At 47.7% G+C, this 13,904-nt stretch carries 12 protein-coding genes; 5 read left to right on the top strand and 7 right to left on the bottom strand.

What is annotated here, in order from left to right; all coding sequences use genetic code 11:
- Window positions 1–64 precede the first annotated feature (64 nt).
- On the top strand, window positions 65–502 hold the full coding sequence (locus KNO79_RS11635) for a hypothetical protein (protein WP_047795794.1): 438 nt from the start codon (window positions 65–67) through the stop codon (window positions 500–502).
- 111 nt (window positions 503–613) lie between these two features.
- Here the strand turns inward: KNO79_RS11635 and KNO79_RS11640 are convergent, their stop codons facing one another.
- From KNO79_RS11640 to KNO79_RS11665, 6 genes are all read right to left on the bottom strand, one after another.
- Entirely contained in the window at window positions 614–2,059 is a 1,446-nt protein-coding gene (locus tag KNO79_RS11640) for a glycoside hydrolase family 1 protein (RefSeq protein WP_074035082.1), read from the bottom strand.
- Window positions 2,060–2,075: 16 nt separating this feature from the next.
- A complete protein-coding gene (locus KNO79_RS11645) occupies window positions 2,076–3,926 on the bottom strand; it encodes a beta-glucoside-specific PTS transporter subunit IIABC (protein ID WP_074035084.1) in 1,851 nt (616 codons plus the stop codon).
- Between the two features lie 102 nt (window positions 3,927–4,028).
- Window positions 4,029–4,880 carry a BglG family transcription antiterminator LicT gene (licT, locus tag KNO79_RS11650; protein ID WP_074035086.1) on the bottom strand — a complete coding sequence of 284 codons (852 nt, stop codon included), beginning with the start codon at window positions 4,878–4,880 and terminating at the stop codon, window positions 4,029–4,031.
- 213 nt (window positions 4,881–5,093) lie between these two features.
- On the bottom strand, window positions 5,094–5,837 hold the full coding sequence (locus KNO79_RS11655; protein WP_214691426.1) for an AAA family ATPase: 744 nt from the start codon (window positions 5,835–5,837) through the stop codon (window positions 5,094–5,096).
- Window positions 5,828–7,096 (bottom strand): sensor histidine kinase, encoded by a 1,269-nt coding sequence (locus KNO79_RS11660; protein ID WP_159563278.1) that lies wholly within the window; start codon window positions 7,094–7,096, stop codon window positions 5,828–5,830. Before KNO79_RS11660 ends, KNO79_RS11655 begins: the two co-directional genes overlap by 10 nt.
- The gene (locus tag KNO79_RS11665) at window positions 7,093–7,743 is read right to left on the bottom strand and encodes a response regulator transcription factor (RefSeq protein WP_078146057.1); all 651 of its coding nucleotides are present in this window, start codon (window positions 7,741–7,743) and stop codon (window positions 7,093–7,095) included. Before KNO79_RS11665 ends, KNO79_RS11660 begins: the two co-directional genes overlap by 4 nt.
- A 143-nt stretch (window positions 7,744–7,886) precedes the next feature.
- On the opposite strand from KNO79_RS11665, the gene KNO79_RS11670 reads away from it, so the two are divergent.
- Window positions 7,887–8,453, top strand: coding sequence for a hypothetical protein (locus KNO79_RS11670; RefSeq protein WP_214691362.1), 567 nt, complete (start codon window positions 7,887–7,889; stop codon window positions 8,451–8,453).
- A gap of 54 nt (window positions 8,454–8,507) precedes the next feature.
- On the opposite strand, the gene KNO79_RS11675 is transcribed toward KNO79_RS11670, so the two are convergent.
- Complete coding sequence (locus KNO79_RS11675; RefSeq protein ID WP_214691363.1) at window positions 8,508–10,424, bottom strand: endonuclease MutS2; 1,917 nt, start codon at window positions 10,422–10,424, stop codon at window positions 8,508–8,510.
- A 458-nt stretch (window positions 10,425–10,882) separates the two neighbouring features.
- Between KNO79_RS11675 and KNO79_RS11680 the strand changes: the two genes are divergently transcribed.
- The 3 genes from KNO79_RS11680 to nagE are packed head-to-tail and all read left to right on the top strand — an operon-like array spanning window position 10,883 to window position 13,727.
- Window positions 10,883–11,371, top strand: coding sequence for a PTS sugar transporter subunit IIA (locus tag KNO79_RS11680; protein ID WP_015880356.1), 489 nt, complete (start codon window positions 10,883–10,885; stop codon window positions 11,369–11,371).
- Between the two features lie 20 nt (window positions 11,372–11,391).
- Window positions 11,392–12,240 (top strand): PRD domain-containing protein, encoded by an 849-nt coding sequence (locus KNO79_RS11685; RefSeq protein WP_015880355.1) that lies wholly within the window; start codon window positions 11,392–11,394, stop codon window positions 12,238–12,240.
- Window positions 12,237–13,727 (top strand): N-acetylglucosamine-specific PTS transporter subunit IIBC, encoded by a 1,491-nt coding sequence (nagE, locus tag KNO79_RS11690; protein ID WP_015880354.1) that lies wholly within the window; start codon window positions 12,237–12,239, stop codon window positions 13,725–13,727. Before KNO79_RS11685 ends, nagE begins: the two co-directional genes overlap by 4 nt.
- Window positions 13,728–13,904: the final 177 nt, after the last annotated feature.

Here is a 13,904-nt window from a genome sequence, read left to right on the forward strand (position 1 = left end):
CGTTTACTTTAGCGTGGTAACGTGAAATGATAATGATAACAACTCTTTAAAGTGAGGTGACGGTGTGTCTACCACAGAGCACGAACAAGCGACATCTATTTTGCATCACCTCTTTACCGCCTCTTCTTTTGTCGGAATCGATTTCGGTTCTGGTCCGAACCATCATCTTCTCTATTTCAGTCGTCAAGGACTGGAATCTTGGATCTCCATCGAGGGACCGTGGCATGTCCATGCGACGCAAAATACGTTTGACGAAGGTGAACAACTCGAACAGCTCATGCGCTTAAGAAGAGAGCGCATCCATCAAGTACGTCTCGGTGACGAACACCCCCACCTCGAACTGGAATTTGAATCCGGATCCCTTCTCTTCATCAATGGATATCAAGAACACTTTGAGTGCTGGCAAGCAGGGGACGCGAGACCACTTGGTGGAGACGCCTATCTGTTGGTCGCGATGCCACAAGGGGAGCTCGCAATCTTTGCGGATGGAGACGACGAATGAACACTTGGATGGAAATTATCTTGTATATGTTGATCGCTGGGGGCATTAGTCTCGCGATCATCTTATTGCGAAAAATCACGAAAGCATGAAAAAGCGGCCGAGGCCGCTTTTTCATTTGACTGATTCTTCTTCGTATAAGCTCGCACCTTGTGAACGAATCACCTCTTGATACCAGAAGAACGACTCTTTCCGTTTTCGTTCTAACGTACCGGTACCGTCGTCATGTCGATCCACGTAAATGAAACCATACCGTTTGCTGTACTCACCTGTCGAAGCACTCACTAAATCGATACACCCCCAACTCGTGTATCCCATCACTTCGACTCCATCGTCGATTGCATCCATCATCCCTTTCAAGTGATCACGTAAGTAATCGATGCGATAGTCATCATGAATCGTTCCGTCCGACTCAATTTTGTCATAAGCACCTAGCCCGTTTTCAACGATGAATAATGGGAGCTCATAACGCTCATATAACTTGTTCAAGATGACGCGGAGTCCTGTCGGATCAATTTCCCATCCCCAGTCACTCGCCTGTAAGTATGGATTCTTGACCCCGCTCATAATATTACCTTCCGCCTCATCCTGACCTTTTTCAGCCTTTTCAGTGCGCGACATGTAGTAACTGAGTGAGAAGAAGTCGACAGTATTCTCTTTGAGGATATCAAGGTCGCCATCTTCCATGGCGAGTTCAATGCCATTGTCTCGGAAGAATCGTTTCGCAAAGCTCGGATATTTGCCGCGTACATGGACGTCTCCGCAGAAGAAGTTCATCATCCGTTCTGCATCGTGAGCATACCAAACATCATCCGGGTTTGAACTATACGGATAAACCGGAGCCGCAATGAGCATACATCCGATTTGCATCGATGGGTCAATCTCTCTGGCCGCCTTTGTCGCAAGGGCACTTGCGACCAGTTGGTGATGCAATCCTTGATAGGTGAGCTGTAACGTATTCTCTTCTTCCCGAACCGCAATCCCTAGACTGAGCATCGGCATGAACTGTGCCCCGTTGATTTCGTTGAACGTCAACCAGTATTTGACCTTCCCTTTATAACGTTCGAACAAGACACGACTGTATCGTTCAAAGTATGTGACTAAGCGACGGTCTCGCCATCCCCCATAATGCTTCGCAAGATGTAGGGGCATCTCATAGTGGGAGATGGTCACGAGTGGTTCAATGCCTTGGGCGACTAATTCATCGATCACACGATCATAGAATTGGAGTCCCTCCTCATTCGGTTCCACTTCATCTCCGTTCGGGAAAATTCGTGACCACGCAATTGACATGCGGAACGTCTTGAATCCCATTTCCTTAAAGAGGGCAATATCTTCTTTATAACGATGATAGAAGTCGATTCCTTCATGGTTCGGGTATGAATACTCTTCATGTAATTCAAAATCAAACGTCGGATCATGGATAATCTTCATTCGCTGTTTTCCGCCTGGCATCACGTCAGCAATCGAAAGTCCTTTACCACCTTCTTGATAACCACCTTCTAACTGATTGGCCGCAGTAGCCCCGCCCCATAGAAATTCACTTGATACTTGTTTCATACTGTCTCCTCCTTTGTTATACAATGACACGCAATACGCCATGATTGGCTTCAACCACACCTGTGTAAACCGGTAAGACATCGAGATAATGTTCGGTGTTTGTTACGATAATCGGGGTGATGGTGTCATACCCTTCACGAGCGATAGCATCTATATCGAATCGGACGAGCAGTTCTCCTTCTGTCACTTTCTGACCGTCCGTAACGACCGTTTCAAAATACTGTCCATTTAGCTTGACCGTATCTAATCCAATGTGAATCAATACTTCCACACCTGTATCAGATCGAAGACCGATTGCATGCTTCGATGGATAGACCGTGACGATTTCTCCGTCAAACGGTGCATATACCGCGCCTTCTGAAGGCATAATCGCAATCCCTTTCCCCATCGCCCCGCTTGAGAACACTTCATCACGAACCGTTTCAAGCGACACGACTTCTCCTTTCAATGGAGCCGATACAGGAAAGCCGACTTGTTCAGAGATTGATTGTACAACCACTTTTTCTGTCGACTCGACGGTCGTTTCTTCTTTGTGGAAGACCATCGTCAAGACGAGAGCGACTACTGTTGCAACCGCCATTCCGATAAATGCTCCATAGAAGGCTAAATCGACACCCGTTGGAGGAATCATGACTGGGATGCTAAAGATTCCGAGGCCTCCCATCGCATAAGCCGCCGTACCGAACAAACCTCCTACGACACCACCAGCCGCTCCACCCACAACCCCAAACACAAATGGTTTTTTACGGGGAAGCGTCAAGCCATAGATAGCCGGCTCCGTAATTCCAAACACACCTGCAATCGTGGAAGATGTTCCTAATCCTTTCACTTTCGGGTTTTTGGCTTTTAAGGTAATAGCTAGAACTGCCCCTACTTGACCGAACGTGGCCATCAATACACCGACAACAATCGTATCCGTACCAACAACCGATAAGTTATTGATTATAATTGGTACAAGTCCCCAATGGAGACCGAACATGACAAGCACTTGCCAGAACGCACCGATGAACGCGATGGCGATGGTTGGGCTCAACTCATACAAGAACGAGTAACCATTCGCTAAACCTTGACTCGCATACGTCGCAACCGGTCCAATTGCTAAAAACGTCAACGGGACAACGAGTAACAACGCCATCATCGGTGTTGTGAAGTTTCGTACAGCTTCATGCGTATGACGGTTAAAGAATGTTTCGACTTTTGAAGAAACGTATGTCGCCAAAATAATCGGGATAACCGAAGACGCATAACTCATTAAGACGACAGGCACATTGAGGAACGTCAAGGCCTCCCCGGCTCCTTGAATGGCCACAATCGATGGATAGACAAGCGCCCCACCGATAATCATCCCAATATACGGGTTCCCACCAAATTTCTTAGCCGCTGAATGTCCTAAGATCACGGGTAGGAAGTAAAATAGTGCATCCGCCGCGGCATTCAAGACGACATATGTGCCCATTTCTTCTGTCAATAGTCCAAACGCGACAAGGATGGCGAGTAACCCTTTCAACAGACCACTACCTGCCATCGGTCCGAGAATCGGCGTAAAGATTCCAGCAATCACATCAATCAATCGGTTGAATACTCCTGATTTTTCTTCATCATCAGTCGAAGATGTCTGGAAACCACCAACATCGACAACCTCTTTGTAGACGTATGGTACATTGTTCCCGATGACGACTTGAAATTGTCCTCCACTTTGAACGACCGTGATGATGCCGTCTTGTTCCTTCAGCGTAGTCGCATTTGCCTTTGATTCATCTTTTAATTTGAAACGCAGTCGTGTCGCACAGTGAAAGACACTTTTGACGTTATCTTTCCCACCGACATGCTGCACAATCGTCTCTGCCAGTTGTTTATATTGGTCCATCTTGTTCACTCCTCATGTTTTTGGATAAAAAGAAAAACCTAAATCACTACACAAATAAAGGTGTAGTCATTTAGGTTTGGCCTGCGTCATCAGTAACCATCCTTAGGATCGACGTTCTTTCATTAAGTTTTCGATATGAATCATCATATACAGCCGTTCGTCCATCGATACATCATAACGATATTTCGTCGCGATCAATCCAGCGATTTTTTCAACGCATTCGAACGCTTCAGGATATCTCTGCTTCACCATCAAGAACAAGGTTTCGTCACCTGTGGACTTGACCTTTTCCCCCGATGCGAGGCGCTGCACAAAGTACTTTAAATGAGTCAAAAATCGAGAATAGGCGTATGACTCTTCATCCAGCTCGATTTGAAAATGATACGTGATAATGGTCAAAATGGCTTGGGTGGCTTTTGTCATCTCCGTTACGAGATGCAGGTTTTCACCTTTCACACCAGACATCGTCGCATTGACGAGATGTAAGGCAATCGCAACGGCCTCATCTTCATCCAGGTTGACCTCGTGTTGCGCATTGATCAATTTTACCGCTTCTTTGCCGACAGCAAACTCCGGAGCATAAAATCGTTTCACTTCCCAAACGAGAGGGTTACGAATCTGGATTCCATCCTGATACCGACTAAGCGCGAAATGAAGGTGGTCCGCTAGCGTCACGTAGAGCGAATCATGAATAGGTTGTTTTAATCGCTCTTCGGCTAATCTGACAATCTGTTTCACCGTCTCCATCTCATCCGTCGGCATTTCATTTAAAAAGTGAACGAAACGCTCATAGCTTTCTTTACTCTCGAGCGTAAAGATTTTTTCGATTCGCGTCTGGTCAATCGGATCGCCTGGCCGTTTTTGAAATGCAATCCCGCGCCCCATCACGACCTGTTCTTGACCGTTCGCATCAATTGCTACGACGTTATTATTGAACACTTTTGAAATCTGCATGGTCTCCTCACCTCACTCTCATTCGACTGAACTAAAAAGAAAAAAACCTAAATTCACACCAACGTCCAACATACAGTCGTGGCGTCAATTTAGGTTTTGCCTGCATCACCAGTAACAATCCTAAAGTGGATTTTCTTCTTTTCGATATAAGCATACTCCCTATAAATCTTGACGTCAACATAAAAAGTAAACCGCTTACATCGTGACCGTTTTTTACTCTTCAAACAAGATTCGCTGCATCCGTTCCGGTGCCTGTAAATAGTCACGCATCACCCTCACGTGCTCGAGGTCGTCAAACGACGTCGGGGAGAGTCCCGTTTCCACTTGTAAAATCATCGCACCCGGATACGACATCAAGATGGGTGAATGACTCGCGATGATAAATTGACTCCCGGACTGGACAAGTTCATGCATGCGTGCGAGCATCGTCAGTTGGCGCATCGGAGACAATGCGGCCTCCGGCTCATCCAAAATGTAAAGCCCCTCTCCACGAAATCGGTGCAACATGAGGGAGAGAAACGCTTCCCCATGCGACTGTTCATGAAGAGAACGTCCGCCGTATGATTCATAAAACCGCTCAGGATCTCGTCCTAATTTCGCCATCTCATCTACATAACTCGACAGCTGGTATGCCGTCTCGGCGCGTAAGAAAAAGCCATCCTTTGGTCGATACGGCCCTCGAATCGGACGCAACGCCTCATACAACGAGCTATGTGTCGACTCTGTTTCGAATTGGAAGGACGGCGCCCCGCCTTCCGGATTGAATCCGGCCGCCACGGCCATCCCTTCAATCAACGTCGATTTCCCACTCCCGTTCTCTCCAACAAGAAACGTGACAGGATGATGAAACGTCAGTTCATCGAGTGTCTGAAAGATTGGTAACGAGTACGGATAACCCGTTGAATGAATGCGTTCCCCCTCTAACCGTACCCCACGCAAAAATAAAGTCATGTCCATTCGATCCAAAATGTTGCCCCCTTATCTGAATCGACGCCATAAGAAAGTCCTTGTGCGTCAAGAAGTAATTTCGTGATAGCGAGACCTAAACCATGGCCGTTGGAGCGATCTCCTTTCACATACATATCCCATATCGCATGCTGAATGGAAGGATCAACCCCGTTTCCTTCGTCGGTCACTTCTAATCGCTTCGGGGTTAGAGTGATGGTGATTCTTCCCCCGACAGGGCTCGCCTCATACGCATTGCTTATGAAATTTGAGAGCACTCGTTCCATCGCCAATCGATCAGCTTGGATTGATACCGTTTCGAGTCGGAGGTCGAGTGTCACGTCTTTTTGTCGGAACAACTCAGACATGCGTGGTGTCAACCGACGAACCAATTCATCCAGTTGAATCGATTCCATTTCAAGTGGAATCGAACCTGCGGACAATTTAGAGTATTCGAGCATCTGATTGACGAGTCGGTCAATCCGGTCCACTTCCTCGGTAATGCTTTTACCGGTTGTGGCCATCTCTGTTTCATGGACGACACCGAGCTCTAATAGTTCCGCCTCGTTTCGAACGATAGCGAGCGGTGTACGCACATCGTGTGTGACCCCAGAGATAAATGATTTTTGAAGCGCCTCTTTTTCTTGAAGTGACGTGTTCATCTGTCCGATGGTGACGGTCAAATCCCCAATCTCATCGTTCGTCACGCTCGGCAAGCTAATATCGTGTCGCCCCTCCATAATGGATGCGGTCGCTTGTTTCAACTCGACGAGCGGTTGCGTGAGCCGACGACTCATCCAATACGTGACAGCGATTGCGACAAGTAGGGCCAGAATAAACCCACCCGCTAAGATGAGGTAGATTTGCTGGAATTGTGGATTTGAAAACGGAACGGGACTATATGTCACGATTTGAATGTCCCCTTCTTCTTTCAGATACGTCAAGAAGCGGGTACCATTTACACCCACTTCGTCCTGAATCGCTAAATCATTCGGATCGAGGTTGATTGGCATCATGCGATGCATCCGTCCGCCTCGTTCGAACTCGATACGCTGCCCATTTTGAAATACAAGCACGTCAAGTTGCCCCGGGATTCCACGGCTCTCTTGAATGGCTTCATACACAATCGCCGCCTCGCGCTCCAATTGTGCGTACGTCTCCTCTTCTGCGAAGCGTCCAATCAATAATGACGTGAGTCCGAATGTTAAAAGTGCCATCACTGCAAGTGGTAGAATGGCCGTCCAAAGTAACTTCTTCATTAATCGATTCATGACAGTTCCTCTAATCGATAACCGACCCGGTGCACCGTCTTCAACTGTTCTTTCAAGGTCGGCGATTTGTCACGCAGTTGTTTAATGTGGGTGTCGACCGTTCGTGTATCTCCGACGAATGCGTAGTCCCACACCTCATCGAGCAAACGGTTCCGGTCTAACGCCTCCCCGACATGTTTCCAAAGATACAGTAACAACTCATACTCTTTGTTCGTTAATCGAAGCGGATGTCCGTTCTCTTGTACCATTCTCGATTTGACGTCGATGGTGAGCGTTCCAAATTGAATCATATCGGTTTGTTTGACGAGACGTTTCAGTCGAATCTCCAACTCTTTTAAAACGATGGGTTTGACTAAATAATCGTCTGCGCCAAGTTCCAATCCGAACACGCGATCATCCGCCTCACCACGAGCCGTCGTCAGGATAATAGCAGGTGCGGGCTGTTGCGCTTTTAATGTCGGAATCAAGGTCCAACCTTCTCCGTCAGGGAGTCGAACATCCAATAAAACTGCATCAAACCGTTGATGCAACTGTTGTTTCGCCTCACTCAAAGTCATCGCCACGGTCACCTCAAATCCGGAATATGTTAAAAAGCGGGACATGCCGTCCGCCAGTTTTAGTTCATCTTCCACAACGAGTACGTTCATCTCATATCGCCTCCACATCCATTATATCGTACCCATCAAACGTCCCACCGTTTCCCAAAGACAATTTGCAGAAATCTTGCAACTCCCTCACAACTTCCGAAGCGTTCAGTCCTACAATTGAAGTAACAAAGGAGGAGATACACATGAAATCAACAAAACTAGCAATCGCCTTAGCCGGTCTATTGGCCGTCTCAGGCACAGGCGTATATGCCGCGACGAATGACACGACGACTGATGAATCGACAACGACAGCATCCACACAATGCGAACGTGGTGAACGAGGGCCTGGTATGTTCGGTGACCGAGAAGCAGGGCATGCCGCTCTCATCGAAGCGCTCGGTTTAACGCAAGAAGAAGTGGATGTGGCTCGCGAAAACGGGCAATCTCTCCCTGAACTCGCAGAAGAAAAAGGGATTTCAATTGAAGCGTTCATCGACGCGATCATGACGTCGCATGAAGAAAAACTCGCAACCGCTGTGGAAGAAGGAAACTTGACGCAAGAAGACGCGGATCAAATCCTTGCGGACCACAAAGAACGGTTTGCCGATGTGACAAGTTACGATGACTTGGAAGATATTCGTGGTATGCGCGGTGGACGTGAAGGTGGTCGCCATGGTCACGGTCCACACCATGACGACTCAACTTCTTCAGATGACGATGCTTCAACAGAGAGCGACAGCAACGTAGAAAATCAAAGCAATAGCTTATAAGTCAAAAGGGCAGCCACTCGCGGTGGCCGCCCTTTCTAAATGAATCTAGACATTTTATTTCCGGTTAGATTGCTCTTGTTTCTTCCTTTCTCGGATCTCTTTCTCTACTCGTCGTAACGCTTTCTTTGATCCTCGAGCAAAGTCGTGGGCTTCCTTACGCTCCTGATACGTCGTGAATAACGTATCTAAATCATAGTCAGCCGGATAGAGTTCTGTTGCACGTGCCTCAAGACGAACGCGGCGGCTCGGCAACTCTACATATTCCAAATCTACGAACACTCGGACATGTCGACGCGATGCATCAAACGAATAGACAAGACCGACTTGATTCGTCTCTAACAAGCGGACACGGTCACCTTTTTCAAAATGCTCTGTTTCTTCAAGCGGGGCCATCTCCACTTCTCGCGTAATTTTAGAATCATCGACTTTCGTAATATCATACGTTTTCTCGTTCATATAACGGGATGCCTGTTTCAAAATCGATTCCGGCAGCCTCATCTTACGGGCGATAAAAAGAGCGTTGCTGTCGCCAGACTGCCCCATGATCAGCCGATATTTCGGTTCGAGCGTTTCCGGATCAAACTGCATCGCAGCGTTCATGAAATCTGGGTGGGCTTCAGAATAGGATTTGATTTCACCATAATGTGTCGATGCCACAACGATTGCGCCCCGTTTATATGCCGCTTCCAAGATGGCAATTGCAAGAGCCGCCCCTTCATTCGGTTCCGTCCCGCTCCCAATCTCATCGAATAACAAGAGCGAACGTTTTCCAGCGGTCTGCATGATATTCGCCACATTGTACATGTGTGCAGAGAATGTACTGAGTGCCGATTCCAAGTCTTGATTATCTCCGATATCGACGAACACTTCATCGAACGTCGAAATGATCGTATCGGTGTGAGCTGGGATATGCAGTCCCGTCATCGTCATGAGACTAAGGAGTCCAATCGTTTTCAAGACGACCGTCTTCCCTCCGGCGTTCGGTCCGGTGATGATCAAGCCGCGATAGTCTGTACCGATGGCAAAGTCGAGTGGAACGGCGCTTTCTAAAAGTGGATGACGTACTTGCTTCAATCGGATGCGACCGCTCGCATTGACGTGTGGTGTCACCCCGTCAATCGACTGACTGTACTTCCCTTTGGCGAAGACCATATCGTACTGGGCGATGACATCGAGCGTCGATTCGATGTCAGGAAGGACTTCTGTCACCGCTCCCGTCAACGTCGCTAGCACTTGATACACCTCTACCGCTTCTTCTGTACGCTTGACGACAAGTTCAGCGTTTAACTTCGCGATCGCTTCCGGTTCGATAAAGACCGTCGTCCCACGATTCGATGTATCCACAATCGTCCCTGCCACTTTATGCTTATAGGAAGCTTTGATTGGGATGGTGAAGCGATCCTGTTTTTTCGTGACGAATCCGTCTTGGATCATCTCGCGATTGGCGGCGCTCTTTAAGAACTTGTTCAATCGTTCCTCGATTCGTCCTTCTAAAATGTCGACTTGCTTCCGAATCCGCTTCAACTCTTTTGATGCTTCATCGACGACCTGTCCGGCTCGAATCGATTGTGTGATGTCTTCTTCTAACGTCCGCCATTCGCCCATTCCTGAAGCATAAGCCGAAAGAAGCGGCGCAAAGAATTCATGCTCGAGCATGAATCGCTTGAGTTTGCGTGCCCCTCGTAAAAACTCGGCGACCGCTTCAAGCTCTGTTGCCTCGAGTTGGATGCCTCGTTGCAGTTTTCCGATAATGGTCTCCATGTCAGACACACCGATGAACGGGACGTGTGACGTCGCATCTAAAATCGCTCGGGCTTCGGATGTTTCTTGCAGGCGCTTCTTCACCGTCGTAATGTGGCTCGTTGGGCGTTGCTGTCTGAGTAATCGTCTCCCGAATCCGCTGATGCAGAAGCGTTCTACTTTCATCATCAATTCGTTGTATTGTAATTTTTCAAATGTTTGTTCGTTCATGTTTCTCTCTCCTCAAATGATAGAATCGAGATACCGCGCAAACAAAAAAGCGTCGGTCGATGACGACCAACGCAAAAAGACAGACGGGTGTCTGGCAGTTTTTGATGGGCGGTATCTGTAACGGAACATGACGGCATGACAAAAAGACGTGTCATCCGACATTTTTCAGTTCGTTAGGCAGATACAACCTCACTCATCAACATGCAACACCTTTCTTACTTAGATTCGCCCTTACTATACAATAGATTCGTTCCCTTGTAAAATTTTAGAGAACGCTTTCAAAAAAAGACTTGTGTCTCAAACCAACACATGTTATGTTGAACGTGAAGAAACGAATAGTGATCACATGTGACTGATTCGATCAGGCATGGGGTAAGACGTACGGTGCATGCCACCCGTCTATACTCCATGCCTGTTTTGTTTTTCGGTGTTTTGTTTCAAGAAAGGATGTAGTAGACATGCTATGGAATAAGTTAATGAATCGACACAAACCGACACTGCACTCACCAATGGAAGGAGACGTCATTCCACTCGAACAAGTTGCGGACCCGGTCTTTAGTGAAAAAATGATGGGCGATGGCATTGCCATCACACCAACAGACGGTGCCGTCGTCTCACCGGCTGATGGAGAGATTGTACAAATCGCTCCAACAAAGCACGCCATCGGCATTCGGACCGAGGATGGGGCTGAGATTTTGATACACGTCGGACTCGATACCGTTGAACTCGAAGGTCGACCGTTTGATCTTCAAGTAGATGTGGGCGACCACGTCAAGACGGGACAGCTGTTACTCACAGCAGACTTGGCGCAAATTCATCAAGCTGGTAAGGACACGGTCACGCCAATGGTCGTGACGAATGGTGGCGCACTTGCCCATCATTACGCCTTCACGTTCACGAAGGAAGCTGTTCCGGGCAAGACGATTGTCGCCCGAGTGGAAGCGTGACTCCGGAATAAGGAGGACACATGATTAAAATCAAAAAGATTCTAAACAACAATGCGGTCATCGTCTCAGACGAGGGTGAAGAAAAGATTGCGATTGGCCCTGGCGTCGCGTTTAAAAAAGCGAAGAACGACATCGTCAATCCCCATAAAATCGAAAAGTTGTTCATCATGCCAGAGAATGACAAGTTCCAACAGTTATTGAGTCGGATTCCCGTTGAACACTTCACCGTTTCCGAGGACATTATCTCTTATGCGGAAAAACGTCTCGAGACATCGTTCAACGAACATATCCACATTGTCTTGACCGACCACATCTCGTTCGCCATCGAGCGGGAAATGGATGGCATCTCATTACGCAACAAACTGTTGAACGAGATTAAAATCCTCTATCGGAATGAATATGAGATTGGACTATGGGCGATTGAGCATATCGCTGAAAAGCTCAACGTCCAAATGCCGAAAGACGAAGCTGCGTTCATCGCGCTTCATATTCATACGATGAAAGTGAAAGGAGGTGATTTACGCAAGACGGTCAAACAGACAACAATTGTCCGCGACATGATTCAATCGATTTCACGACGACTCGATGTATCCATTGAAGAAGATGACTTATCCTACCAACGATTATTAACTCATTTACGGTTCGTCATGGATCGGGTCAACCATTACGATCATCATACGATTGATGAAGACATGCTCCGCATGATTCAGACGAAGTTCACGTCTGCCTATGCGTGTGCATCAGATGTCGCAAAAGAAATGGAAGAGACCTATGGCATCGTCTTGCCCGAGTCAGAACTTGGTTATATCACGCTTCACATCCAACGTCTACAAGATCAACACCATCAAAAAGGAGGAAATCAACAATGATGAACTTTTTCCAACGTCTCGGACGTTCCCTCATGTTACCGGTCGCCGTACTACCGGCTGCTGCCATTCTCATGGGGATTGGTTATTGGATTGACCCAGTCGGCTGGGGATCTGAAAACATTGCCGCTGCATTCTTAATTAAGGCAGGGGCCGCTATTATTGATAACATCCCAATTCTGTTCGCAGTCGGGGTCGCGCTCGGAATGGCTAAGAACCGTGACGGTTCAGCAGCACTAAGTGGACTCGTTGCCTTCTTGACGGTCACAACGCTTCTCTCAGCAGGAACGGTAGCATTGTTCCAAGGAATCGACGTAGAAGCCGTCAACCCGGCATTCGGTAAGATTGGGAATGCTTTTGTCGGGATTCTATCCGGTCTCGTCGCCGCTTCCATGTATAACCGCTTCAGTCAAGTCAAATTGCCAGATGCTCTCGCCTTCTTTAGTGGGAAGCGTCTCGTACCAATCATGACAGCCTTCTCGATGATTCTTGTATCGGTCGCTCTTTACTTCATCTGGCCGGTCGTCTATACAGGTCTCGTCGGTTTCGGTGAATCGATTTCAAAACTTGGCGCATTCGGTGCCGGACTTTACGGATTCTTTAACCGCCTCTTGATTCCAACCGGCCTTCACCACGCCCTCAACTCTGTATTCTGGTTCGACGTCGCAGGAATCAACGACATCGGAAACTTCTGGTCAGGTCAAGGTGAAAAAGGTGTAACGGGGATGTACCAAGCAGGTTACTTCCCAATCATGATGTTCGGTCTCCCGGCCGCAGCACTCGCGATGTACCACACAGCGAAAACGAAACGGAAAAAACAAGCCGCTTCACTTCTTCTCGCAGCGGCATTCGCTTCATTCTTCACAGGTGTAACAGAACCGCTCGAGTTCTCATTCATGTTCCTCGCTCCTGTTCTTTACCTTGTACACGCAGTCCTTACAGGAATTTCGCTCTTCGTTGCAGCAACGTTCCAATGGACAGCTGGCTTTGGATTCAGCGCAGGCTTGGTCGACTTTATCTTGAGCTCACGCTTGCCGCTTGCGAACCAACCGTACATGCTCATCGTTCAAGGTCTCGTGTTCGCAGTCATTTATTACGTCATCTTCCGCTTTATGATTGTGAAGCTCAACTTGGCGACGCCAGGCCGTGAACCAGATGAAGTCGTCGATGCGGTTGCAAGTGAGACGGCAGACGGTGAAGCGAAAGTCGCTCCGGTCGCATCAGCTTCAGGTAGCGAATACTCAGCAATGGCACATATGATTTATGACGGTCTTGGCGGTGACAGCAACGTCACAGGCATCGAGTCGTGCATCACACGCCTACGCGTCGATGTCAAAGACATGGATACGGTCAACCAAGATCAAATCAAAAAAGCCGGTATTCCGGGAATCAAAGTCGTCAGTCCAAACCATATTCAAGTCATTGTCGGCACAAACGTTCAGTTCGTCCTCGATGAGATTGAAAAAATCCGTAGCCACCGCGCCGGATAAACGTCGAAAGCCACCTCATTCAGGTGGCTTTTCTTGTTTGGCTGTATATTGTTTATAAAATTGAATGAAATAGTAGAGGAAGATCCACGGTAAGATGTACTGTGTGAGCCACATGAAAACCTTAAGTACTGTATGTACAATATATGGCCCTAGCCCAAATAAAAATAATGCGACTAG

This window comes from Exiguobacterium sp. s43 (assembly GCF_018617255.1).
In the GTDB taxonomy this organism is placed as follows: Bacteria; Bacillota; Bacilli; order Exiguobacteriales; family Exiguobacteriaceae; genus Exiguobacterium; species Exiguobacterium profundum.

Bases quoted from the DNA above. Each gene is read 5' to 3' on its own strand.
- nagE (WP_015880354.1), top strand. From the start codon at position 12,237: ATGATGAACTTTTTCCAACGTCTCGGACGTTCCCTCATGTTACCGGTC.
- KNO79_RS11670 (WP_214691362.1), top strand. From the start codon at position 7,887: ATGAAATCAACAAAACTAGCAATCGCCTTAGCCGGTCTATTGGCCGTC.
- KNO79_RS11675 (WP_214691363.1), bottom strand. From the start codon at position 10,424: ATGAACGAACAAACATTTGAAAAATTACAATACAACGAATTGATGATG.
- KNO79_RS11665 (WP_078146057.1), bottom strand. From the start codon at position 7,743: ATGAACGTACTCGTTGTGGAAGATGAACTAAAACTGGCGGACGGCATG.
- licT (WP_074035086.1), bottom strand. From the start codon at position 4,880: ATGCAGATTTCAAAAGTGTTCAATAATAACGTCGTAGCAATTGATGCG.
- KNO79_RS11660 (WP_159563278.1), bottom strand. From the start codon at position 7,096: ATGAATCGATTAATGAAGAAGTTACTTTGGACGGCCATTCTACCACTT.
- KNO79_RS11645 (WP_074035084.1), bottom strand. From the start codon at position 3,926: ATGGACCAATATAAACAACTGGCAGAGACGATTGTGCAGCATGTCGGT.
- KNO79_RS11655 (WP_214691426.1), bottom strand. From the start codon at position 5,837: ATGGACATGACTTTATTTTTGCGTGGGGTACGGTTAGAGGGGGAACGC.
- KNO79_RS11640 (WP_074035082.1), bottom strand. From the start codon at position 2,059: ATGAAACAAGTATCAAGTGAATTTCTATGGGGCGGGGCTACTGCGGCC.
- KNO79_RS11680 (WP_015880356.1), top strand. From the start codon at position 10,883: ATGCTATGGAATAAGTTAATGAATCGACACAAACCGACACTGCACTCA.
- KNO79_RS11685 (WP_015880355.1), top strand. From the start codon at position 11,392: ATGATTAAAATCAAAAAGATTCTAAACAACAATGCGGTCATCGTCTCA.